Genomic DNA, 20,674 nt, shown 5'->3' on the forward strand with positions numbered 1-20,674 from the left:
TCCTGGTGCGGCTCGGCGGCCTGCTCGCGGTCGCGGTCGCCATGGGCTGGATCGCCACCCGCGCGTTCCGGTCCTATCAGCGCTCGCTCTGACCGCCATGGGTCAGCGTGGCGACGACCGCACCGTTGATCCATAGTGGACTGTCCGGGTTCATCGCGATCAGACGTAGTTGGTCCAGGCGCCCGGTCTGCTCCTGGCCGGCTGTGCCGGCCAGGAGTTCGGCGCGGCCGGCCACTCCCAGGCCGGCAACAGCGCGGTTTCGTAGCCGGGGCGGGCGTCGAACAGTGCGACCACCCGTAATTCGGCGGCGGCGCCGTCGACAAGCCGGCTCCGCGTGGTTTCGCCGGACAGCGCGGCGTCAGATGCCCCGGTCACGCCCGGTGAGGCGCGTGACGATCCGACCGAAGGGATGGGACAAACTGGCCGCGAGCGCGGTGAACCTCGGAAAGAAGAAGAACCCCCCGAGCCCCGCCGCGAACAGCGGTACCGCGATCAACGGCCCCCGCGTGATACTCGCAACGGTGATGGCCGAGCCGGTGACCACCTGACCGGTTGCTCGCAGGTCATCCGCGCCGCCCCGGTGAACTCCGGCCGCATCCGCCGCTGCCAGCTGAAAAAGATCACCTCCGGCTTCCCGTCCCCCGCGGTGACCGTGCAGTGGCCGCGCGCTCCGCGCGGTCGCAGCGTGGCCCGCCGGCGCCGCCTTCGGATGTCCCCTTCCGCACGGCGTCCAGGTCGCCATCGGTCACCATGATCGCAGTGCGGTCGGCGACACCGACGAACAACCGGCACAGGCCATGCCTCGATTCGAGCTCACCGTTGGCGCGGATCACGGGATAGTCGCCGATGGTCGCCACGGTCCAGGACGCGCACCCATCCCTGCCCTCGCACTGCTGGGCGATCGCGGCCAGCCCACTGTCGGTCTGCACCCGGACACTCAGGACATCGACCGCATTCGAGCCGCTCTCCCCGGCGCGCCATACGCACGCCAACCGACTGCCGGTCCGTTCCTCCTCCGCGACCGGCACGCCGAGTTCACCGGCCCGCTGCTCGGGAATGAGCTGGCATGGCGCATCCCGAAACCCATTGGTGTCCAACGGGTTCGGCACGGCCGGAACGGCAAGCGCCACGCCCCCGCTGGTCCTCGTGCCGGCAGCAGCGGGCGGTTCCGGGTCGCCGGAGCACCCCGCGGCCAGCGCGCCGATGAGAACGATGACGGCGAACGCCGCCGCGTTCACCGCCGGCGTCCGGGCAGTCCCTGCCAAGGTCCTCTCCATCGTCGACGCAATGGTTACCTTTCGCACTCGGCCGGTCACTCTAGCCATTGGGGAGCCAAACCCCACGTCAACTGACGGGCCGCGCGCCCACCTTGGCTACCATGACGGCCGGGCCGTTAGCTCAATCGGCAGAGCTGCTGACTTTTAATCAGTAGGTTCCGGGTTCGAGCCCCGGGCGGCCCACGACCTCAGCCGGCAGCTGTCCGCGGAGAGCGCGGACCAGGTCGGTCGTCATCATGTTTGGGGGCCGGGCCCCCAAACCTCCCACGGTGCGAGCTCCTCGCCCTGGCCAGGCTGATCTTGGTGGTCTTCGACCGGCGCTTCGTGGGCTGCGGGGCTTTCGCTCGGGTGGTTGTTGGTCCGCCGACTTTCATGGGGTGCCGGTGAAGTTGGTGGCTTGGAGGTAGGTGGTGGGGCCCAGGGGGAGGGTGAGGGTGGTGGAGAGGGGGGTCGACACGGTGAGTTTGAGGCGTTGGTTGGTGAGGGTGAGGGGGGTGTGGACCGGCAGTTTCAGGGTGCGTTGGCCTAGGCAGAACGACAGCGGGGGGGAGGTTTGGGTTAGGAGGTGCTCGGTGGTGGCGTCGGTGGCCCAGAGGCGGTAGGTGGGGGCGACGGCGAGGCCGAGGGTGCAGGGGGTGACCAGGGTGAAGCGGGCACCTGAGGGGAAGCGGCCGGTGAGCGAGGGGGCGCTGAACCAGGTTGGGGCGGTGAGCAGGTTGACCGACAGGGTGCCGGCCGGGGCGGGGGTGGTGTTCATCGTGAAGGCGCCGGCGGTGCCTGGCGTGTGCACGCCGTGCAGGTAGAGGCGCAGGGTGTGCGGGAGGGCCTCGACCCGGACGGCGTCCACCGAGGCCCAGAACAGGCCCTCGGTGTTGACCTGGGTGAACCGGAGGCGGACGGTCTGGCCGGCGTACGGGGACAGGTCGAAGGTGAAGCGGGTGGGGGGCAGGGACAGCGGGGCGCCGGCCTCGGTGCGGAAGATCTCGGCGAGCACGGCCACCGTGTCCACCGGCGCGGCCGGGTCGACCAGGTCCACCCGGTACTGCTGGTTGGGCCCGGTGGCGCAGTCGAGGGTGTCCGGGGTGTGCAGGGCCGGCGCGCTCGTGCGGTAGTAGAGGAAGAACGACAGCAGGCTGGCCGGGCCGGGCGGCACCGCGACGTCCTGGTACAGGATGTGCGTTCCGGGGCCGGTCTGGTCGGTGACCGCGGCGAAGTCGCCCTCCGGGGCCGGCGGGATCATGGCGCCGATCAGCGGAGTGGTCGTGCTCCCGGTCGCGAACCAGCCGCCCGGCCCGCCGCCGCACGGCTTGGCCACCGTCCAACCGGCCGTGTCGCCGTTCTCGAAGCCGCCGTTGTCCGTGTCCGCGGCCGCCTCCGAGGTGGTGAGCGCCGCGAGCAGCAGCCCGGTCAGGAGGATGGTTCCGACCGCGCGCCAGGTCCGCCGCATGATGCGCCTCCGTCCATTCGAAACGGTGATCACGTCGTCGCGCGTTGTGACTGTCGCCGGGACCCGAACCGCCGTTACCCGCTCGCCCGATGGACCACCCATGTGGGTGCGGGCAAGATCATCTGATCCCGGTGGGATCGGTCAGACTGGATGGCATGAGGGCCGAGGACGGGTCGGGGGTGACCGGTCGGCAGTTGGCGATCGGGTTGCTGCTGGTCGCGGTGGCGGTGGGGGTGGCGGTTCCGATTCTGCGGGTGGAGCCGGTGGCGAGGGAGCGGGCGACCGAGTTGCCTCGGATGACCGAGCCGACCGCGGGGGCGGACGTCGGGCAGTACACGGTGCCGGTGGTGTATGACGTGGACTTCGCGGGGGCCGGGCGCGGGTATGCGCTGTGGGGGCGGTGCACGGACGGGGCGGACTACCGGTGCGAGCGGCGGCTGCTGGTCACCGAGGACGGGGTGCGGTGGGCGGAGCGGCCGTTCGGGGTGCCGGAGCTGGCGGCGCCGGAGAAGCTGGTCGGGCGGGTGGTGGCGCTCGGTGGGGACCGGCTGGTGCTGACCGACCTGGCCGACGGTGGCCGGCATGACCGGTACTACAGCGGCGACGCGGGACGTAGCTGGCGGGTCGCGTCGACCACGCCGGATCTGCGGGTGAGCCGGATACCGGCGGACGCGGTGTTGGAGACCCGGTGCCTGGAGCGGATGCCGCCGGAGAGCGACTGCTCGTGGCGGCGGGTGGTGGTGTCGCTGCCGGACTCCGGCGAGCGGGCCTGGCTGGTCGACCTGCCCCCGCTGGACGCGCCGACGCCGAGCCGGCGGCCGGCCCCGGACGGCAGCTGGTGGGTGTCCGGGCGGGACCGGGCTACCGGGGCGCTGTCCGTCGCCAGCAGCCGGGACGGCGGCGCGAGCTGGTCGGTGGTGCCGTTGCCGGTGGTGCCGGGCACCGTGGCCGACCAGGTGTCGGTCACCGCGGCCGGGTCGGCCGTGTACGCGCTGGCCACCGGCCGGCGCCCGGACGGCTGGGAGCCGCGCTCGCTGATCGCGATCTATCAGAGCACCGACGGCGGGCGGAGCTGGACGCAGACCTGGTGGGCCAACGGCAACCCGCCGCGCACGCTGGGCGGCGACGCGGTGGTGCTGCCGGACGGCGCGCTGTTCGTGGCACCGGACGACGTCGGACCGGCCTACCGCAGCGTGGACGGCGGACGCAACTTCGAACCGGTGCAGGACGGGCCGCGGTTCCACTCGGTGCGCCGGACCTGGGGCGGCTACCTGGCGGTGACCACCGGCGGGTCCGGCGGCGGGTTCCTCACCTCGCCAGACGGCGTGCGCTGGGCGGACGTGCGCTTCGGCTGAGGATGCCCTCGCAGGTGCGCACCAGCACGCGGCAGGCGTCGGCGGCGCGCCGAGACAGCATCGGGTTCTCGGCGTGCCGGCGCCATCGGTCCAGTGTGGACAGTGCGGTACGGCGCAGGTCGTCCGGGCCGGCCTCGGCGGGCAGACCCAGGCGCACTGCGGGGGCCGCGCCGGAGTCCCCGAGCAGCCGTTCGGCCTCGGTGGACAGCGGCTGCGGCAGCCGCACGGCACCCGAGCGCAGCGCGCCGAGCAGCCGCAGCTCGGCGAACTCGTGCGCGCCGGCCAGGATCCGCTCCACCGCAGCGGCAAGGCCCCGGCCGTCATCACCGCCGGCCCGCAGCAGCCGGTCCATGGCCAGCAGCGCCGAGCGGGCCTTGAGCAGGTCGCGCCGCTCGGCGAACTGCACGTGCAGCACCCGCTGCAGGTCGGCCAGCCCGCTGCGACCGACCAGCTCGGTGGACAGCGTGGCCGGGCTGCGCACGCCCTGCCGGATCAGCATGGTGGCCAGCCGGATGCCGAACAGCCCGAACCGGTGCACCAGCGCCCGCCGGGTCTCGTCACCGGCCAGGAACCGGTCGGCGGACAGCAGGGCGGCGTCCAACTCGTCGCGTGGCGCGTCGGCCAGCGCCGCCAGCGCGGTGAACTCGGCCTGCCGCAACGTGCGGCCGGTGTGCGCGAGCAGCCCGGCCACCGCGACCACGTTCTGGCACAACCCGGCGAGCGCCGGCTCGGACCGGTAGCGGGTGGCGATCGCCCGCGCGGAGAGCATCGCGTCCACCCGGCCGCCGCCGATCTCGTCGGCCCGGGAGATCACCGCGACCGCGTTGACCGCGGTGGCCCTTGCCACGCCCTGGTCCCGGAACGACTCGAGGAACTCGGTGTCGGTCACGTGCAGGTGCCGCATCAGGTAGAGCACCGCGTCGGCCTCGGTGGGGGTCTCGTCCTCCGGGTCCAGGAAGCGCAGCGTGCGCCGGGCCACGTCGGTGGACAGCGACGCGATCCCCGGGGTGTCGATCAGCGTGGTGCCGCGCAGGCTCTGCGCCGGCCAGTCCACCACCAGCCGGTCCACCCGCTCGGCCGCGGTGCCGCCCAGGTCGATGGTGAGCGCTCCGTCCCGGCGCACCACCGGCAGCGGGGACGGAGCGCCGTCCTTGGGATACAACGTGATCCGTGGGCTGGCGCCGTCCCGGTACCAGGTCACCACCCGGGTGCACTCGCCCGCGTCGGTGGGCGCGACCGCCTCGCCGACCAAGGCGTTGAGCAGGGTGGACTTGCCGGCCTTGACCTTGCCGGCGATCGCCACCCGCAGCGGCTCGTCCAGCCGCTCCAGCTGGCGGCGCAACAGTTCCACGGTGCGCGGCTGGTCCCGGTAGGTGTAGACGGCCAGGCGCAGCACCTTGCGCACGGCATCCGACAGGTTCTCAGTCATGGCTTCTCCTGAAGCAGACCGCGGGCCTGACGCTGCACCGCGTCCAACCGGGACAGCTCGGTGGAAAGCTCGGCCAGCCGGGCGTCCCGCTCGCTCTTGGACGCCTTCACCGAGTTCTGCGCCGCCTGCAACGACTCCTGCACCGAGCGCTTCATCTGCTCGGCCTGTGCGGTGAAGTGATCGCGCAGGTCCCGCTGCACCACCCGGAGCATGTCCCGGGAGTCCTTGCCCACCCGGAAGGTCACGTCGTCGATGTAGCGGCGCAGCGCGGTCTTCGCGTCGTTCTGTCGCCGGGTGACCAGTCGCTTGCGCTCGTCGCCGATGCTGCGCCCACCGAGCAGCACGCCGGCCCCGACCGAGATCGGGTTCAGCAGCGAGAGCCCGATCAGCGTGCCGAGCATGCCGAACATCAGCACGCCCATGTAGCCGCCCTTGAACCCGGTCAGCAACCGCCGGCCCAGCCCGAAGTTCTCGCCCGGCCGCACGCTCAGCGCGCGCACCGAGCGCAGCGCGTCCGACGGCTCGGTGCGCAGGCTGGGCAGCAGGTGCACCCGGTCCTCGTCGAAATGCTCGGCCACCCGGTTGGCCAGCCAGCGCGCCCGCTGCGTGGCCCACACGTAGTTGGCCGACGCGGCGTTCGCCACGGCCTGCTCGACCCAGGGGGCGAACTGGTCCCAGATCTTGGCCGGGTCGCCGCGGAACAGCGCCTCCTCGGCCTCGTGCATGATCTCGCGCAGCCGGTCGCGCAGGTCGTAGTCGATGTCGGCGTTGAGGTCGGCCACGCCGTCGGACAGCGTCTGCTGCCAGCGGGCGGACCGCTCCTTCAGGCCGGTGGCGCGCTGCTCGGCGGTGGTCAGCCGGCCGATCAGCTCCTGCGCCTTCTCCGGGTTGCGCTGCGCGGACTCCTCGGCCCGCAGGCTCTCGGCGATCTGCTCGGTGACCGCGAGCACGTCGTGCACGGTCGACCGCCTGGCCAGATCGTCGGCCTGGCCGAGCACCTCGCGGCGCAGGTAGGTGAGCAGCGGCGGGTAGCCGGACTCGGTGTTCAGCTCGCTGTCGCCGCCGCGCAGCGCCTCGAACCGCAGCGTCGAGGAGACGGTGAACAGTTTCGCGTCGATGCCGGCCCGGGCCAGGTGGCCGCGGTCCAGCTCGGCGATCGTGCGCCACTCCGGGTACAGGTCGGTCTTGGTCAGCACGCAGGCCACGTTGGGGCACACGGCGATCGCCTGGCGCAGGAACTCCAGCTCCGGCGCGGTGTACTCCTGCGCCGCGTCGGAGACCAGCAGCACCGCGTCGGCCGAGGGCAGCGCGGACATGGTGGCCGCGCCGTGCACCGAGTTGAGCCCGCCGACGCCCGGGGTGTCGACCAGTTCGAGGCCACCCTCCAGCAGCGCGCGGGGCAGGCCGACCTCGATCTGGCCCAGCCGTTCCCGGTTGCCCGGGTTGCCCGACTCGGAGGCGAACTCGGCCAGCCGCTCGAGCGCTATGGGGGTCCGCTCGATCCGCTGTCCGGTCGGGTCGCCGTCCGGGTCGGGAACCCGGATCAGGGTGGCGGAAGGCGACTCCGCGTACCTGACCACGGTCGGCACGGCGGTGGCGATGTCGTCGAACACCGGGCAGACCGGCGCCCCCACCAGTCCGTTGACCAGCATGCTCTTGCCCTGCTTGAACTCCCCGACCACCAGCACCCGGACCTGCTCGTCGAGCAGCCGGGCCCGGGCCTGGCGCAGCCGGGTCTCCAGATCGGGCCGGCGATACCCGGAGATCGCGTCGAGCGCGAGGTCCACCGCCCGCACCAGTGCCGTCATGTCCGCCCTGCCCCTCTCACCCGATCGCGGCGTGGTCGAGATCGGGGTCGTCCGCCGGTTCCACCTCGTCCGCGAGGAGTTCGTCCTCGACCGGAGCCGGGATTGGCTCGGGAACCGGTTCCGGCTCGAACGCGACCTCCTCCTCGACGACGGCGGCGGGCTCCGACTCGGGCTCCGGGTCCGGCCGGACCACCGGGTTGTCCACATCGATCACGTCGATGTCGGTGTCGTTGTCCTGGATCGCCACCACGTTGGTCGTGTCGGTGTCGACCCCGTCGTCGTCACTGTTGAACGAGTCGTTGAACGAGTCGTTGATCAGCGTGTCCCGGTCGTCGATGTTGACGAAGTTGAAGGTCTGGTCGGTGACCTCGTAGTGCTTCGTGGTGTGCTGGATCTCCCGCACGGCGTCGTGGTGGGTGGATCCGGTCCACTCGTCGCCGGTGCAGCGCAGCCCGCCGCCGTCGGCCATCATCAGCCGCGCGTCGCGCACGTCCGCCCCGGTGATCCCGTCCAGCCGGGCGGCGGCCAGCACCCCCTCCGGGTCCGCCGCGAAGGCGGCCTGGGTTTCCTCGTCGCTCATCAGGCTCATCAGGAACTCGACGAGCGTGTCGATGACCTGCATGTCACTCACTCCAAGCTGGGCAGATGGCGAGTGGCCGGGGCGACCCCACGGCGCCCCGACCACTCACGACGGTTCGAACTACAGGGGCAGGTCCAGCTCCTCGACGATGTTCTCGATCTCCTGGTCGACGTCCAGGTCGAAGTTCGACCGCAGGTCGGTGTCGTTGTCCTGCACGGAGGTCTGGTTGGAGTCGAGGTCGACGTCCTGGTCGCTGTCCGCGTCGGCGTCCACATCCACGTTGGACTCGGCGTCGCCGCCGTTGCCGCCGCCGGCGTCGGCGTCGCCACCGCGCCCGGCGATCCCGCCGTTGCCGCCGAAGCCGAATCCGCTGCCGCCTGCGGTGTCCCCGAAGTTGATGTTGACAACGCCGTCCTGGTCGACGTCGCCGCCGTTGCCGCCGATGCCGAGGCCGCTGCCCCCGTTGGCGCTGCCCCCGTCACCGCCGACCGCGGTGCCGCCGTTGCCGCCGTCGCCACCCGCGGTCTGCGTGGTGGTGTCCAGGTCCTGCACCTGGGTGCTGTCCTGGTTGGCCTCCTGCGGGTTGGCCAGCGCGGCCTGCTGCGAGGTGGCGGTGTTCTGGTCCAGGTCGAGGTCCAGGTCCAGGTCCTCGGTCAGGTCGGCAAGGAACTCGCTCAAGTTGATCGGGTTGTTCATGACTGCTCTCCCTGTTTGGTTGGTGGGGCGCCTGCCCCCCAGACCCCTCGGTCCGGTTGACAACCAAGCTAGGTTTCGCAATCCCCGCTGCCATCGGGGCGATGTCCGGTTCCGCGGACACCGGGATACCGGGGCGAATCCCGAGGCCCGGCGCGGATTACGGGGTTTTCCCTAGATCAGCCAATCCCGGTGAACCGTAACGCCGAAGGCTACGTGTGGGCTCCGGAGTCGGGACGTTTGAGCAAACGAGGGGAAACTGCGATGTCGTATGGCGTGGGTGTCGATATCGGCGAGTTACTTTGCACCGCGGCGGTGAGCCGGACGGGCGGGTCCACGGGACCCGAGATCGTGCCGTTCGCACTGCCGTCGGTGGTCTTTGCGCAGGCCGGCGGGGCGCTGCTGGTCGGTGACGAGGCCGAGCGCCTGGCGCCGGCCGATCCGGGCCGGGTGGCCCGGCAGTTCAAGCGCCGCATCGGAGACGGCACGCCCCTGCGGCTCGGCGACGCCGTGGTGCCGGCGGAGGCGCTGGCCGCCCGCCTGGTGGCCCGCGCGGTGGGCGCCGCCGCCGAGCGGGAGCGCGCTGCTGCCACCCGGATCGCGGTGACCCATCCGGCCGGCTGGGGCGGGTTCCGGGTGGCGGCGCTGCGTGGCGCGCTGTCCGCGGTCCGGATCGAGGCGCTGCTGCTGCCCGAGCCGCACGCCGCTGCGCTGGCCCACGACGCCAGGGAACGGGTCGCCCCCGGCGGTGCCGTCGCGGTCTACGACCTCGGCGGCACCGGCTGCCGGCTGGCCGTGCTGCGCCGGGCGGACGACGGGTTCGTGCTGGCCGGGCCGCCGGAGGAGGTCGAGGTCGGCGGGCTGGACTTCGACGAGGCGGTGTTCGAGCACGTGCGCGGCACGGTCGGCGCGGCGTGGGACGCGCTGGATCCGGCCGATCCCGCGGTGCTCGCCGGGGTGGCCCGGCTGCGCCGGGAGTGCACGGCCGCCAAGGAGGCGCTGTCCGGGTACACCGACGTGTCGGTTCCGGTGACGCTGCCCGGAATCGACACCGAGGTGCGGCTGACCCGGGTCGAGCTGGAGGACATGATCCGGCCGGCGATCGAGGAGACGGCCGGCATGCTGCTGCGCGTGCTCGGCACCGCCGGGGTGGCCCCCGCCGACCTGGCCGCCGTGCTGCTGGCCGGCGGTTCGGCCCGGATCCCGCTGGTGACCCAGGTGGTCTCCGAACGGCTCGGCCGGCCGGTGGCCGCCGGCGCCGACCCGGCCGGGCTGGTCGCGGCCGGCGCCGCGCTGGCCGCCCGCGGCCCGCAGGTGCAGCGGACCCAGGTGGGCCTGTGGCCGGCGAACTGGACGCCACCGCCGGTGGCGGCGCCGGAACCGTTGCCGCAGAACAGTTTCAGTGAGCGGATCGGCCCGGCGCCGGCGGCGCCGGAGCGGCGCGGGCCGCTCGGCCGGTTCTCCCGCACCGCGGTCACGGCCGTGGTGGCGGCCGCACTCGGCGCGCTCGCGGTGACCAGCACGATGGCCATGGTGATGAACCGGCTCACGCCGGCCGACGCCGGCGCGGAGACGGTGACCGAGCAGACCTCGCAGCGGCCGGTGACCGATTCCCCGGTCTCCTCGCCGGTGCGGGCCGAGCAGCCCGGGCCGGCCAGGACCAGCACCTCCCGGCGCGCGCCGCAGACCAGCGCGCCGCAGCCCACCCGCAGCACGCCGCCGCGGAACAACCCCGGCACCACCCGGCCGCCGGCACCGACGACCGCCACGACCACGACGACCACCGGCGCGACGCCCGCGCCGGCCGGCCCCAGCACGACCGCGGGAGCCCGGCGATGACCGCGATGACCGCGGCGGCGCCGAACGACGCGGTGCGCGCCGAGCTGGCCTGGCTCGCCGGGGACGCGGTCACCGCGATCGACGCGGCGGACCGGGCGCTGACCGCCGGCACCGACCCGGACTGCCGGGCCGCCGGGGTGGCCGCGGCCGCGGCCGCCGCGGACGGCGCGCTTGCCGACGCCGCGGCCCGCTGGCGCCGGGTGGCCGGCGCGCTGGACGGCGCGCCCGCCGCGACCGCCGCGGCCCGGGCGGCGCTGGCCGCGGCGCTGTCCGGCGACGTCGGTGCCGCGTCCGGCGATCTGGCCGAGGCGCACGTCGCCCTGCCCGGCTCGGCGCCGCGCGGGCTGACCGTGCTGCTGGACGGCGTGGACGCGACCGTGGCCGCGGTGCGCGGCTGCTTCGCCCGGGCGGCACGGAAGCTGGCCGGCCTCGCGGTGGCCACCGTGCCGGCCGATCCGTTCGCCGCCGAGCGCTGGGACGACCTGGCGGTCACAGTGACGATCGCCGGCGGCGGCGACCGCACCGCGCGGGACATGCTCGCCGCGTCCCAGGACCGGCCGGGCAGCACCCGGCGCCGGCTGCTGGCCGCCTGGCTGGACCTGCGGGCTGGCCGGCTGACCGACGCCCGGGAGGCGCTGGCCGCCGCGAGCGACGTGCCGATCCTGCGCCGGGACGCCGTCCTGGCGGCGGCGATCACGGTCGGGCTGGCCCGGCGGGCCGGTGACGACGACGCGCTACGGGCCACCTGGCACCGGGTGGCGCCGGTGGTCACCGGATCCGATGTGGAGCTGCTGCTGCTCGACGCGTGGGGCGAGCTTTCCGTTGCGGCGGCCCGGGTCTCGCCGGACGACCGGGACACCGTGGTGGACGCGGTTGCGGCCGCGGTGGCCCGGGCCGGGGCGCCGACCTGGGCGGTGGCCGCCGAGGCGTGGTGGCGGCTGCACCGCGCGGTGGTCACCGACGACGCGATCGCCGCCGCCCGGGCGGCCGGAGCGCTCGGCACCGTCGGCGGTCCGCATCAGGCGGCGACCGCCGCCGCGTGGGCCGCGGTGCTGTCCGGCCGGTTCGACGCGGCTGTGGTGACCGGCACCGCCGAGGCGCTGGCCGACGCGGGATCGCCGTGGGAGGCGGCGGCGCTGTGCGGTGCCGCGGCCGCCCGGCTCGGTGACTCGGGCGCGGCCAAGGACCTGCTCGGTACCGGCCGGGCGTTGCGCTCGCGGATCCTGTCCCGGACCGGCGCGGCCGGCGGGCTGTCCGACCGGGAGCGCGCGGTCGGCGAGCTGCTGCTGGATGGGTTGACGCAGAAGGAGATCGGGGCGCGGCTGTACATCTCGCCGAAGACCGTGGAGCAGCATGTGGCGCGGTTGCGCCAGAAGCTGGTCGCGGCCAACCGGGCCGAGCTGATCGCCGCGTTGCGCTCCCGGCTCGGTCCGATGTAGCCGGAGTCAGGGTTTGCGGGCGACCCCGCCGACGATGCAGTGCTGCACCGGATCGAGCGGTCTGATCCGGGGGCCGTCCGGCCACCACTCGGCGCACCGGGTGATGCCGGGCTCGATCAGGTCGAGGCCGGCGAACATGGCCTCGATCTCGGCTCTGGTGCGGAACCGGCCGGTGCCGAGCGAGCTGCGCACGAAGGCCTCCTCGAGCCGGCGGGCCAGCTCGCTCTGCTCCGGCGTCTCCGGGTCGAAGAAGTGGCTGATCGCCACGTACGAGCCGGACGGCAGCGCCTCGATATAGCAGCGCATGATGTCGGCGGGGCAGCGTTCGCCGTCGTAATGGTGCAGAGTGCCGAGCTGGAACAGCGCGATCGGCTCGTCGAGTTCCAGGTAGCCCAGCACCTGCGCGTTCTCGATGACCTCCTCGGGCCGAAAGATGTCGGCCGCGACGAAATGCGTGTCTTCGTTGTCTTCGAGCAGCGCGCGCCCGTGGGCGAGCACCACCGGGTCGATGTCGATGTAGACCACCCGCGATTCGGGTTGGATCCGCCGGGCGACCTGATGGGTGTTCTCCGCGGTGGGCAAACCGGAACCGCAGTCCAGATACTGGGTGATTCCGGTCTGGCCGGCGATGAACCGGGTGACCCGGATCAGGAACTCGCGGTTGTCCCGGGCCAGCAGCGCCGCCTCCGGCGCGACCCGTTGCACTCTTCGGAACACTTCGCGGTCGATCTCGTAGTTGTCCTTGCCATTCAGAAACGCGTCGTAGACGCGCGCGATGCTCGCCCTGGTCGTGTCGATGTACACCGGTGCCACATCGACCAGAGCCGACTTGGCGCTGGACATGTCCGCCTCACACAGCGTCGTGAAAACCGAACGGTACGAAGTTTGTACCGGAAGCACATGTTAAGTGGGGCAACCGGAAGCGTAAACATGCGGGAGACTTGACCGACCGCAGTCGGTGGGTACGGTCTGTGACGGGAACGGGAGTTACTGAGGAGAACGGGTGATGGTTGCGAGCACGCCGGATGACGCCGCTTGGCGCGATCACGGCGGAGGCGGCCCGACCGCGCGCCGCATCATCCTCGGCGCGCAGCTGCGCCGGCTGCGCGAATCGGCGGGCATATCCCGGGCTGACGCCGGATACGCCATCCGCGGGTCGGAGTCGAAGATCAGCCGGCTGGAGCTCGGCCGGGTCGGCTTCAAGGCGCGGGATGTGGCTGACCTGCTGACCATGTACGGCGTCACCAAACAGGCCGACCGGGACGCGGTGATGGCCATGGTGGTCCGGTCCAACGAGCGGGGCTGGTGGCACCGGTACCACGACCTGATGCCGACCTGGTTCCAGGACTACGTGGGGCTGGAGGAGTCCGCATCCCGGATCATGATCCACGAGTCGCAGTTCGTGCCCGGTCTGCTGCAGACCAGCGAGTACAGCCTGGCGGTGGCCAGCCACGGCCGGCCGGAACTGGCCAGTGCGGACATCGAGCGCCGGGTGGCGTTACGGATGCAGCGGCAGCGGGTGCTCCGCGGTCCGGGCGCGCCGAAACTGTGGGTGGTCATGGACGAGTCCGTACTGCACCGGCCGATAGGTGGCCGGAACGTGATGCTCGAACAATTCGATCACCTATTGGAAATCACCCGTTTGCCGCAGGTGACATTACAGGTCGTGCCCTACGCATTGAGCGGTTATGCCGCCGAGGGGACTTTTTGCCTGCTGCGGTTCGCCGAGTCGGAACTGCCGGACATCGTCTACATCGAGCATCTGACCGGTGCCCTGTACCTGGACCGGCAGGACGAGGTCGAGTTGTACAGTCGCGTTTTCGATCGCCTCACGGTCGACGCGGAACCGCCGGACCGCAGCCGGGCAATGCTGTCGAAGCTGCGCGCGGAGTTGTAGCGCCGGGCAACCGGCCGGCTGGGCCGATCGGGTGTAAGCCGCATTCCCCCCGTGCCTTTTCGTAACGCGCGAGCTAACGTCAGCACGGTCAGATGCACGTGCAGACGCATTCGCAGATTCGGAAAGGTGACATCGTGATGAAGATCGCGAACGGCTCACCGGCGACCTTGCTCGACGCTCCCCGATGGCGCAAAAGCAGCTACAGCGGCGCGATCGGAAACTGCATCGAGTTCACCCACGTGCCGCCACGGCGGGTCGCCGTGCGCAACTCCCGAGACCCGGACGGGCCGATGCTGGTGCTACCCGTTGCCGGGCTCGGTGCCCTGCTCGTCGCTGCCGGAGGGCGGTGAGCGATGAGCGTGTCCGACGATCCCGCTGATCCGTCCCGCGCTGCCTGGACCCAGATCAAGGCCTTACGGGAGCGGGGTTTCCGGTTCATCGATCCGCGTGACGAGGAGGGCGAGGTGGTGGCCCTCGTCGGCATTCGGGTGCACGACGAGGTGATCGATGTGGTGCGGCTGCACGGCGAGGACGACGCGGTGGCGGCGCGGCTGCCGAGCGACGCCGACATTCTCGCGCCGCACCGGGTGTTCTGGGAGCAGGCCGGAACGGCCGGTGAGGTGCTGGACAAGTTGCTGGCCCTGCCGGACGACCGGGTTCCCGGCGCACCGCGCACCGATGCAAGCTCGCTCATTTCGGTACCCGCCTGCAGATGACCGTTAGGCCTGGCCGAGCATCCGCAGCATCTGCTGGATCTGGGCCGACCGGGAACGGTCGATCCGCTCGGCCATGGCGACGGCATCCGGGTTGTGACCGCTGGTTTGCTCCACTTTGGCCAGTTGGATCGCGTCATCCTGGTGTGCGATCAGCACATTGAGGAACCGACGGTCGAAGTCCGGGCCCCCGGTCCGGCGCAACGTCGCGATCTCCCGGTTCGTGGTGTCCGGCATTCCCCCGTGCCCGGCGTGCGAACCCGCCGGTGCGCTGGCCGGCTGGCCCCAGGCGCGCAACCAGCCGGACATCGTCGCCACCTCATCGGCCTGGGTGGCATCGATGGCCGCGGCCAGCGTACGCACCTCGGCACTGGCCGCCCGGTCCGCCGCCAGCCGCACGATGAGCCGGCCCTGCTCATCGTGCGGCACCATCATCTGCAGGAACATCACGTCGTTGCCGTTGAACCCGGTGTGGACGACCGGGTTCGTCGCCGGCGCGGTCGAGGCAGGGCGCGCCGGCGACGAACACGCCGCCAGAAGGACAGCGGCGGCGGCGATCAGGCCGATGACCGCTCGGGTCATCAGGCCGGCTGCCAGAGGGCGGGGGTGTTGGGCGGTTCCCAGCCGGCGATCGCGGTGTGCGGCTGCCGGCAGGTGTAGCGGGATCCGTTGTGGGTCACCACGGCGCCGGCCTGGTAGCTGGTGCCGGCCGCCCAGGTTCCGCCGGGTGGCGGCGGAGCGGGGGTGGTGCTCGGTGGCGGCGGGGTGGTGGTGCTGGTCGGGGGCGGAGTGCCGCCGCCGCCGAAGTCCACGTCGGAGCAGGTGTAGAAGGCTTCCTCGCTGCCGACCACCCGTTGCCAGATCGAGTAGATCAGGTGTCGGCCGGTGCGCGGCGGGATGGTGATCGTCCAGTTGGTGAACGTGGCCGGGTTCTGGTTGTTGAACGTCTGCAGGTGCACCAGATCCGACCAGCGCAGCGGCTGGGTCGGGGACCAGCCGGCCCGGGTGATGTAGAACTCGAAGTTGCTGTTCGCGTGCGGCGCGGTGGCGTGGTAGGTGATGGTCAGCGGACCGGCGGAGATCCGCTTGGCCGGCCAGTCCGCGCGGGCGAGGTCGAGGCCCCGGTACTTGTCCCGGCCGGCGCTGCACAGCTTGCCGTCCGGGATCAGCTCCCGGTGCCGGCCGCCCGCGGTGAGCAGCGACACCTCGTTCCAGTCGTAGAACGGCTGGGTGCCACCGGCGGCGATGGCCGCGCGGCACGCCGCGTTGGTCGGGTTCTCCGGGTTCTGCTGCTTGCACACGTACACCCGGCTCGCCGGGTCGGACATCGTCCCGTGCGCACCGGCCGGCGCGGCCGGCAGCACGGCGACCACAACGGCCGCGGCGGCAACCACCACCGCGCCGGACAGTGCGAGAGTGTGTCGTACCTTCACTGTGCCCTCCTGGCAGGGTGGATGGGCTGCAGCTACGAACGTGCATGATCGCCGGCGGCCGCGTCAATTGGTCTAGACAATTTTCCGGCGAACTGGCGGGAACCCGCCACCCGTACCGACACCCGGCCGCGGCGCGAGGTCACCTCACCCAGCGGCGAGCCACCGGGCGGTCTCCTCGTGCAGCCTGCGCCTGGTGTGCTCGGGAGCGAACGAGGCGTCGATCGCGGCATGGTTCAGCTCGGCCATCGCGGCGTCGTCCCAGCCGAACGCCGCGCGCACCCCGGACAGCTCCGCGGTGAGCGATGTTCCGGTGACGACGGGAATGTCGGTGCTCACCGTGACCGCGAGCCCGGCGGCGCGCAGCCGGGGCAGGGAGTGCTCGGCCAGCGACGGCACCAGGCCGAGGGCCACATTGGACGACGGGCACACCTCCAGCGCGATGCCGCGCTCGCGCACCTCGGCCACCAGCTCCGGATCGTCCAGCACCCGGATGCCGTGCCCGAGCCGCTCGGTGCGGCCCGCCGAGATCGCCTCCCGGATGCTGGCCGGCCCGGCGCTCTCCCCGGCGTGGTGCACCACGTGCAGCCCGGCGGCCCTGGCGGCGGTGCACACCTCGGCGAACGGCGCGGCCGGGTACGCCTCGTCGCCGGCCAGCCCGATCCCGGCCACCTCCGGCGCGTACTTCTCGGCCAGCCGCAGCGTCCGCCAGGCCCGCTCGACCGAACGCCGCCGGGAGTGGTCGAGCAGCAGCCGGCACTCGATGCCGTACTCGGCGCGCCCCTCGGCCAGCCCGTCCAGCACCGCACGCAGCGGCATCTCCGGATCGCCCAGCCGCTCCCCGTGCGCCGCCGCGGTGAACATCACCTCGGCGTACCGGGTGCCCTGGGCCGCCTCGTCGGCGCAGAACTCCCTTGCCAGGCGGGCGAAATCGGCCGGGCGCCGGGGAGCCTCGCGGATCGCCGCATTGAAGTCGCCGAACGCCCGGAAGCCGGCGAACGTCACCGGCCCGGCCGGCGGAGACACGCCAAGCCCGCGCAGCGTGTCCGGCCGGATCGTGCTTTCCAGGTGGACGTGCAGGTGCACCTTCGGCAGCCGGGCCAGGTCTCTCACGTCCGGGCCGCCAGGTGCGTGCGCAGCCACGCCGGGAACTCCGCCAGGCTGTCCAGCACCACCTCGGCGCCGGCCGTGCGCAGGGTCGCCGCGTCGCACGGGCCGGTGGTGACCCCGACGCCCACCGCGCCGGCCGCCCGGGCGCCGGCCATGTCGGTGGCGTGGTCGCCGATGTAGGCGGTGGCGCCGTGCGCGCGCAGCGCCTCGGCCTTCCCCGCGGCCCAGAGGTCACCGGCGAGGTGGTCCACCTGCCAGCCGAGGGCGGTCAGATGTTTGGCGGCGTTCGGGGCGTGCTTGGCGGTGACCACCAGGGTGCGCCCGCCCGACTCGCGCACGGCCGCGAGCGCCGCCGCCGCACCGGGCAGCGCGACCGTGCGCGGGATCACGATGTCCGGGTAGCTGGCCCGAAACCGGGTCACCAGCTCGTCGATCCGCTCGTCCGGCGCGCCGAACTCACGCAGCACCACGGCCAGCGGCGGACCGAGGTTGGCGGCGAAGTAGTCACCGTCCAGCGGGAGACCGGTCTCCCGGCCCAGCGCCGACATCGCCGCCACCATGCCCGGGCGCGGGTCGATCAGGGTCATGTCCAGATCGAAGCCGATCGTGAAGCTCATCGCGGCAGTGTCCGATGGTTCGCTCGCAGGCTCGCTCACGCCGCCCCGCCGCCGAGCGCGTCGATCTCGGCCGGGGTGTAGCCCAACTCGGCCAGCACCGCGCCGGTGTGCTCGCCGAGCGCCGGCACCGGGCCCAGCCGGGGCGGGTCGGCGTCGAACACCACCGGCGGCAGGAGGGTGCGCAGCGGGCCGACCGGCGAGTCGACCTCGCGCCACCGGTCCCTGGCGGACAGCTGCGGGTGATCGACCACGTCCGGCAGCTCGTTGAGCCGGGCGTTGGCCACGCCGGCCCGGTCCAGCAGCTCGATCAGCTCGCCGGCCGGCCGGGTCGCGGTCGCTGCCGCGACCAGCGCGTCCACCTCGTCCCGGTTGGCGGTGCGGGCCACGTTGGTGGCGTAGCGCGGATCGGTGCCGAGCTCCGGCCGGCCGATCAGGTCGGCGGCCAGCCGGCGCCACTCGCGGTCGTTCTGCACGCCGATCAGCACCTGCTCGCCGCCCTTGGCCGGGTACCGGTTGTACGGCGCGATCACCGTGTGGGACAGGCCCATCCGACGCGGCTGCTCGCCGGTGTGCAGCGCGTGCTGCACCTGGTGGCCCATCCACTCCACGGTCGAGTCGAACATGGTGATCTCCAGCGCGGTCCCGGTTCCGCCGCGCTCCCGGCGCAGCAGCGCGGCGAGCACCCCGGAGAAGATGTACATCCCGGCGGCGATGTCGGCGGTCGGGATGCCGGTCTTCACCGGGTCGTCCGGCGTGCCGGTCACCGACACCAGGCCGCCCTCGCTCTGCACCAGCAGGTCGTAGGCGCGCTTGTCCCGGTACGGCCCGGTTCCGCCGTAGCCGGACAGGTCGACCGCGACCAGCCGGGGATACCGCCCGGCGAGCGTGGGCGCGTCGTACCCGAGCCGGGCCGCCGCGCCAGGGGCCAGGTTCTGCACGAACACGTCCGCCCTGGCCACCAGCCGGTCCAGCACCGCGCGCCCGGCCGGGGACTTCAGGTCCAGCGTGACCGACTCCTTGGACCGGTTCAGCCAGACGAAGTGCGACGCCATGCCGCGCACCGAGGTGTCGTAGCCGCGGGCGAAGTCGCCGCCGTCCGGCCGCTCGACCTTGATCACCCTGGCCCCCAGGTCGGCGAGTTGGCGGGTGGCCAGCGGCGCGGACACCGCCTGCTCGATGCTCACCACGAGCATCCCGTCGAGCGGAAGCATGCCGCCAGCGTAAGTGAGCCGGATCGATCTCCGGCCGCCGAGCACTACGCCGACCAACTGGCCGTCGTCGCCCGCCACCTCGGCCTCGACCCCGCCTAGCGCCCGGCTGCCCGGACGGGAGCTGGACCGGGACACCAGCGCCACGCGCTTGGATGACTGAGGTGAGCGAGTTCCTGACCGCGCTGGCCGACCGGGTGCTGGTGGCCGACGGCGCGATGGGCACGATGCTGCAGGCCGCGGACCTGTCGCTGGACGACTTCGCCGGGCTGGAGGGCTGCAACGAGATCCTGAACGTGACCAGCCCGGACGTGGTGCGCGCGGTGCACCGCCGGTACTTCGAGGCCGGCTCGGACGCGGTGGAGACCAATACCTTCGGGGCGAACCTGGCCAACCTCGTCGAGTACGACATCTCCGAGCGGATCCGGGAACTGGCCGAGGCGGGCGCCCGGCTGGCCAGGGAGGTGGCCGACGAGTACGCCGAACCGGGCCGGCCGCGGTTCGTGCTCGGCTCGATGGGACCGGGCACCAAGCTGCCCACGCTGGGCCACGCCCCGTTCGCGGCGCTGCGCGAGGCCTACCTGGAGGAGGTGCACGGCCTCCTGGCCGGCGGGGTGGACGCGCTGATCGTGGAGACCGCGCAGGACGTGCTGCAGGCCAAGGCGGCGATCATCGCGGCGCGCCGGGCGATGGCCGGCGAGGGCCGGGTGGTCCCGGTGGTCGTGCAGGTGACCGTGGAGACCACCGGAACCATGCTGCTGGGCACCGAGATCGGGGCCGCGCTGGCGGCGCTGGAGCCGTTGGGTATCGACCTGATCGGGCTGAACTGCGCGACCGGGCCGGCCGAGATGACCGAGCACCTGCGCACGCTGTCCCGACATGCCCGGGTGCCGCTGTCGGTGATGCCCAATGCCGGGCTGCCCGAGCTGGGTCGCAGCGGCGCCGTGTACCCGCTCGGGCCGGACGAGCTGGCCGAGGCGCTGGCCGACTTCGTGCGGGAGTTCGGGGTTCGGCTGGTCGGCGGCTGCTGCGGAACCACCGACGAGCACCTGCGCGCGGTGGTGGCCGCGGTGCGCGACGCCGCGCCGGTCGAGCGGACGCCGGTGTCCGAACCGGGGATTTCCTCGCTGTACCAGGCGGTTGCGTTCGAGCAGGACGCTTCGGTGCTGATGATCGGGGAGCGGACCAACGCCAACGGTTCCAAGGCGTTCCGGGAGGCGATGCTGGCGGGCCGGTACGAGGACTGCGTGGAGATCGCCCGGGCGCAGACCCGGGACGGCGCGCATCTGCTGGATCTGTGTGTGGACTATGTCGGCCGGGACGGCGTGGCCGACATGGGTGAGCTGGCCGGACGACTGGCCACCGCGTCCACGCTGCCGGTCATGCTCGACTCGACCGAGCCGGAGGTGATCCGGGCCGGGCTGGAACGGCTGGGCGGGCGGTGCGCGGTCAACTCGGTGAACTACGAGGACGGCGACGGACCGGAGTCACGATTCGGCCGCACCATGGAGTTGGTGCGCGAGCACGGTGCGGCCGTGGTGGCGCTGTGCATCGACGAGGAGGGCCAGGCCCGCACCGCCGAGTGGAAGCTGCGGGTGGCCGACCGGCTGATCGAGGACCTGACCGCCGACTGGGGAATGCGGGTGTCCGACATCATCGTTGACACGCTCACCTTCCCGATCTCCACCGGCCAGGAGGAGGTGCGGCGGGACGCGATCGAGACGATCGAGGCGATCCGGGAGCTCAAGCGGCGGTATCCGGAGGTGCAGACCACGCTGGGCGTGTCGAACGTCTCGTTCGGACTGAACGCGGCGGCCCGGCAGGTGCTCAAC

General features: G+C 72.5%; 21 protein-coding genes and 1 tRNA gene. 9 read left to right on the forward strand and 13 right to left on the reverse strand.

All coding sequences use genetic code 11. The features are described 5' to 3' along the window. Nucleotides 1-159: 159 nt before the first annotated feature. The gene (locus VFV67_RS01685) at nt 160-375 is read right to left on the reverse strand and encodes a hypothetical protein (protein ID WP_326466650.1); all 216 of its coding nucleotides are present in this window, start codon (nt 373-375) and stop codon (nt 160-162) included. Nucleotides 376-389: 14 nt separating this feature from the next. Here VFV67_RS01685 and VFV67_RS01690 point away from each other — a divergent pair, with 14 nt between their 5' ends. After that, entirely contained in the window at nt 390-548 is a 159-nt protein-coding gene (locus VFV67_RS01690) for a hypothetical protein (RefSeq protein ID WP_326466651.1), read from the forward strand. A 72-nt stretch (nt 549-620) separates the two neighbouring features. Here VFV67_RS01690 and VFV67_RS01695 read toward each other — a convergent pair whose 3' ends face one another. Further along, entirely contained in the window at nt 621-1,238 is a 618-nt protein-coding gene (locus VFV67_RS01695; RefSeq protein WP_326466653.1) for a DUF3558 family protein, read from the reverse strand. A gap of 149 nt (nt 1,239-1,387) precedes the next feature. On the opposite strand from VFV67_RS01695, the gene VFV67_RS01700 reads away from it, so the two are divergent. Continuing rightward, nucleotides 1,388-1,460: transfer RNA gene (locus VFV67_RS01700), tRNA-Lys, on the forward strand. 187 nt (nt 1,461-1,647) lie between these two features. Here VFV67_RS01700 and VFV67_RS01705 read toward each other — a convergent pair. Continuing rightward, nucleotides 1,648-2,724 carry a hypothetical protein gene (locus tag VFV67_RS01705; protein ID WP_326466655.1) on the reverse strand — a complete coding sequence of 359 codons (1,077 nt, stop codon included), beginning with the start codon at nt 2,722-2,724 and terminating at the stop codon, nt 1,648-1,650. A gap of 155 nt (nt 2,725-2,879) precedes the next feature. Here VFV67_RS01705 and VFV67_RS01710 point away from each other — a divergent pair, with 155 nt between their 5' ends. Continuing rightward, on the forward strand, nt 2,880-4,079 hold the full coding sequence (locus VFV67_RS01710) for a sialidase family protein (RefSeq protein ID WP_326466656.1): 1,200 nt from the start codon (nt 2,880-2,882) through the stop codon (nt 4,077-4,079). Here the strand turns inward: VFV67_RS01710 and VFV67_RS01715 are convergent. The 4 genes from VFV67_RS01715 to VFV67_RS01730 all read right to left on the reverse strand — a co-directional run bounded on the left by VFV67_RS01715 (nt 4,033) and on the right by VFV67_RS01730 (nt 8,592). Continuing rightward, nucleotides 4,033-5,508: a dynamin family protein gene (locus VFV67_RS01715; RefSeq protein ID WP_326466658.1), complete on the reverse strand. Its 1,476-nt coding sequence runs from the start codon at nt 5,506-5,508 to the stop codon at nt 4,033-4,035. The genes VFV67_RS01710 and VFV67_RS01715 overlap by 47 nt on opposite strands. After that, nucleotides 5,505-7,316, reverse strand: a complete 1,812-nt coding sequence (locus VFV67_RS01720; protein ID WP_326466660.1) for a dynamin family protein — start codon at nt 7,314-7,316, stop codon at nt 5,505-5,507. The genes VFV67_RS01715 and VFV67_RS01720 overlap by 4 nt, the downstream gene beginning before the upstream one ends. A 16-nt stretch (nt 7,317-7,332) precedes the next feature. Beyond that, nucleotides 7,333-7,938 carry an IniB N-terminal domain-containing protein gene (locus tag VFV67_RS01725; protein ID WP_326466662.1) on the reverse strand — a complete coding sequence of 202 codons (606 nt, stop codon included), beginning with the start codon at nt 7,936-7,938 and terminating at the stop codon, nt 7,333-7,335. Nucleotides 7,939-8,016: 78 nt separating this feature from the next. After that, on the reverse strand, nt 8,017-8,592 hold the full coding sequence (locus VFV67_RS01730) for a hypothetical protein (protein WP_326466664.1): 576 nt from the start codon (nt 8,590-8,592) through the stop codon (nt 8,017-8,019). 348 nt (nt 8,593-8,940) lie between these two features. Between VFV67_RS01730 and VFV67_RS01735 the strand changes: the two genes are divergently transcribed. Further along, nucleotides 8,941-10,428 (forward strand): Hsp70 family protein, encoded by a 1,488-nt coding sequence (locus tag VFV67_RS01735; protein WP_326466665.1) that lies wholly within the window; start codon nt 8,941-8,943, stop codon nt 10,426-10,428. Further along, nucleotides 10,425-11,867: a helix-turn-helix transcriptional regulator gene (locus VFV67_RS01740; RefSeq protein ID WP_326466666.1), complete on the forward strand. Its 1,443-nt coding sequence runs from the start codon at nt 10,425-10,427 to the stop codon at nt 11,865-11,867. The genes VFV67_RS01735 and VFV67_RS01740 overlap by 4 nt, the downstream gene beginning before the upstream one ends. Nucleotides 11,868-11,873: 6 nt before the next feature. On the opposite strand, the gene VFV67_RS01745 is transcribed toward VFV67_RS01740, so the two are convergent. Further along, nucleotides 11,874-12,710 (reverse strand): SAM-dependent methyltransferase, encoded by an 837-nt coding sequence (locus tag VFV67_RS01745; RefSeq protein WP_326466667.1) that lies wholly within the window; start codon nt 12,708-12,710, stop codon nt 11,874-11,876. A gap of 163 nt (nt 12,711-12,873) precedes the next feature. Here VFV67_RS01745 and VFV67_RS01750 point away from each other — a divergent pair, with 163 nt between their 5' ends. From VFV67_RS01750 to VFV67_RS01760, 3 genes are all read left to right on the forward strand, one after another. Beyond that, complete coding sequence (locus tag VFV67_RS01750) at nt 12,874-13,764, forward strand: helix-turn-helix transcriptional regulator (RefSeq protein WP_326466669.1); 891 nt, start codon at nt 12,874-12,876, stop codon at nt 13,762-13,764. Nucleotides 13,765-13,856: 92 nt separating this feature from the next. Beyond that, nucleotides 13,857-14,114 carry a DUF397 domain-containing protein gene (locus VFV67_RS01755; RefSeq protein WP_414636152.1) on the forward strand — a complete coding sequence of 86 codons (258 nt, stop codon included), beginning with the start codon at nt 13,857-13,859 and terminating at the stop codon, nt 14,112-14,114. A gap of 3 nt (nt 14,115-14,117) precedes the next feature. Next, nucleotides 14,118-14,480, forward strand: coding sequence for a hypothetical protein (locus VFV67_RS01760; RefSeq protein ID WP_326466671.1), 363 nt, complete (start codon nt 14,118-14,120; stop codon nt 14,478-14,480). Between the two features lie 3 nt (nt 14,481-14,483). Here VFV67_RS01760 and VFV67_RS01765 read toward each other — a convergent pair whose 3' ends face one another. From VFV67_RS01765 to VFV67_RS01785, 5 genes are all read right to left on the reverse strand, one after another. After that, nucleotides 14,484-15,059, reverse strand: a complete 576-nt coding sequence (locus VFV67_RS01765; RefSeq protein ID WP_326466672.1) for a DUF305 domain-containing protein — start codon at nt 15,057-15,059, stop codon at nt 14,484-14,486. After that, nucleotides 15,059-15,910 (reverse strand): lytic polysaccharide monooxygenase, encoded by an 852-nt coding sequence (locus tag VFV67_RS01770; RefSeq protein WP_326466673.1) that lies wholly within the window; start codon nt 15,908-15,910, stop codon nt 15,059-15,061. Before VFV67_RS01770 ends, VFV67_RS01765 begins: the two co-directional genes overlap by 1 nt. A gap of 144 nt (nt 15,911-16,054) precedes the next feature. Continuing rightward, nucleotides 16,055-17,020 (reverse strand): adenosine deaminase, encoded by a 966-nt coding sequence (add, locus tag VFV67_RS01775; RefSeq protein WP_326466679.1) that lies wholly within the window; start codon nt 17,018-17,020, stop codon nt 16,055-16,057. Next, entirely contained in the window at nt 17,017-17,634 is a 618-nt protein-coding gene (locus VFV67_RS01780) for an HAD family hydrolase (RefSeq protein ID WP_326466674.1), read from the reverse strand. The genes add and VFV67_RS01780 overlap by 4 nt, the downstream gene beginning before the upstream one ends. Before the next feature lie 35 nt (nt 17,635-17,669). After that, complete coding sequence (locus VFV67_RS01785; RefSeq protein WP_326466675.1) at nt 17,670-18,845, reverse strand: CaiB/BaiF CoA-transferase family protein; 1,176 nt, start codon at nt 18,843-18,845, stop codon at nt 17,670-17,672. Between the two features lie 152 nt (nt 18,846-18,997). Here VFV67_RS01785 and VFV67_RS01790 point away from each other — a divergent pair. Then, the coding region (locus VFV67_RS01790) for a homocysteine S-methyltransferase family protein (RefSeq protein WP_326466676.1) at nt 18,998-20,674 on the forward strand (1,677 nt) is incomplete at its 3' end.

It is taken from the genome of Actinophytocola sp., from assembly GCF_035762905.1.
In the GTDB taxonomy this organism is placed as follows: Bacteria; Actinomycetota; Actinomycetes; order Mycobacteriales; family Pseudonocardiaceae; genus DASYTH01.

What these genes read in the sequence shown, in the direction of transcription:
- VFV67_RS01705 (WP_326466655.1), bottom strand. Translation starts at nt 2,724, where the DNA reads ATGCGGCGGACCTGGCGCGCGGTCGGAACCATCCTCCTGACCGGGCTG.
- VFV67_RS01710 (WP_326466656.1), top strand. Translation starts at nt 2,880, where the DNA reads ATGAGGGCCGAGGACGGGTCGGGGGTGACCGGTCGGCAGTTGGCGATC.
- VFV67_RS01715 (WP_326466658.1), bottom strand. Translation starts at nt 5,508, where the DNA reads ATGACTGAGAACCTGTCGGATGCCGTGCGCAAGGTGCTGCGCCTGGCC.
- VFV67_RS01720 (WP_326466660.1), bottom strand. Translation starts at nt 7,316, where the DNA reads ATGACGGCACTGGTGCGGGCGGTGGACCTCGCGCTCGACGCGATCTCC.
- VFV67_RS01725 (WP_326466662.1), bottom strand. Translation starts at nt 7,938, where the DNA reads ATGCAGGTCATCGACACGCTCGTCGAGTTCCTGATGAGCCTGATGAGC.
- VFV67_RS01730 (WP_326466664.1), bottom strand. Translation starts at nt 8,592, where the DNA reads ATGAACAACCCGATCAACTTGAGCGAGTTCCTTGCCGACCTGACCGAG.
- VFV67_RS01740 (WP_326466666.1), top strand. Translation starts at nt 10,425, where the DNA reads ATGACCGCGATGACCGCGGCGGCGCCGAACGACGCGGTGCGCGCCGAG.
- VFV67_RS01745 (WP_326466667.1), bottom strand. Translation starts at nt 12,710, where the DNA reads ATGTCCAGCGCCAAGTCGGCTCTGGTCGATGTGGCACCGGTGTACATC.
- VFV67_RS01750 (WP_326466669.1), top strand. Translation starts at nt 12,874, where the DNA reads ATGGTTGCGAGCACGCCGGATGACGCCGCTTGGCGCGATCACGGCGGA.
- VFV67_RS01755 (WP_414636152.1), top strand. Translation starts at nt 13,857, where the DNA reads ATGCACGTGCAGACGCATTCGCAGATTCGGAAAGGTGACATCGTGATG.
- VFV67_RS01760 (WP_326466671.1), top strand. Translation starts at nt 14,118, where the DNA reads ATGAGCGTGTCCGACGATCCCGCTGATCCGTCCCGCGCTGCCTGGACC.
- VFV67_RS01765 (WP_326466672.1), bottom strand. Translation starts at nt 15,059, where the DNA reads ATGACCCGAGCGGTCATCGGCCTGATCGCCGCCGCCGCTGTCCTTCTG.
- VFV67_RS01780 (WP_326466674.1), bottom strand. Translation starts at nt 17,634, where the DNA reads ATGAGCTTCACGATCGGCTTCGATCTGGACATGACCCTGATCGACCCG.
- VFV67_RS01785 (WP_326466675.1), bottom strand. Translation starts at nt 18,845, where the DNA reads ATGCTTCCGCTCGACGGGATGCTCGTGGTGAGCATCGAGCAGGCGGTG.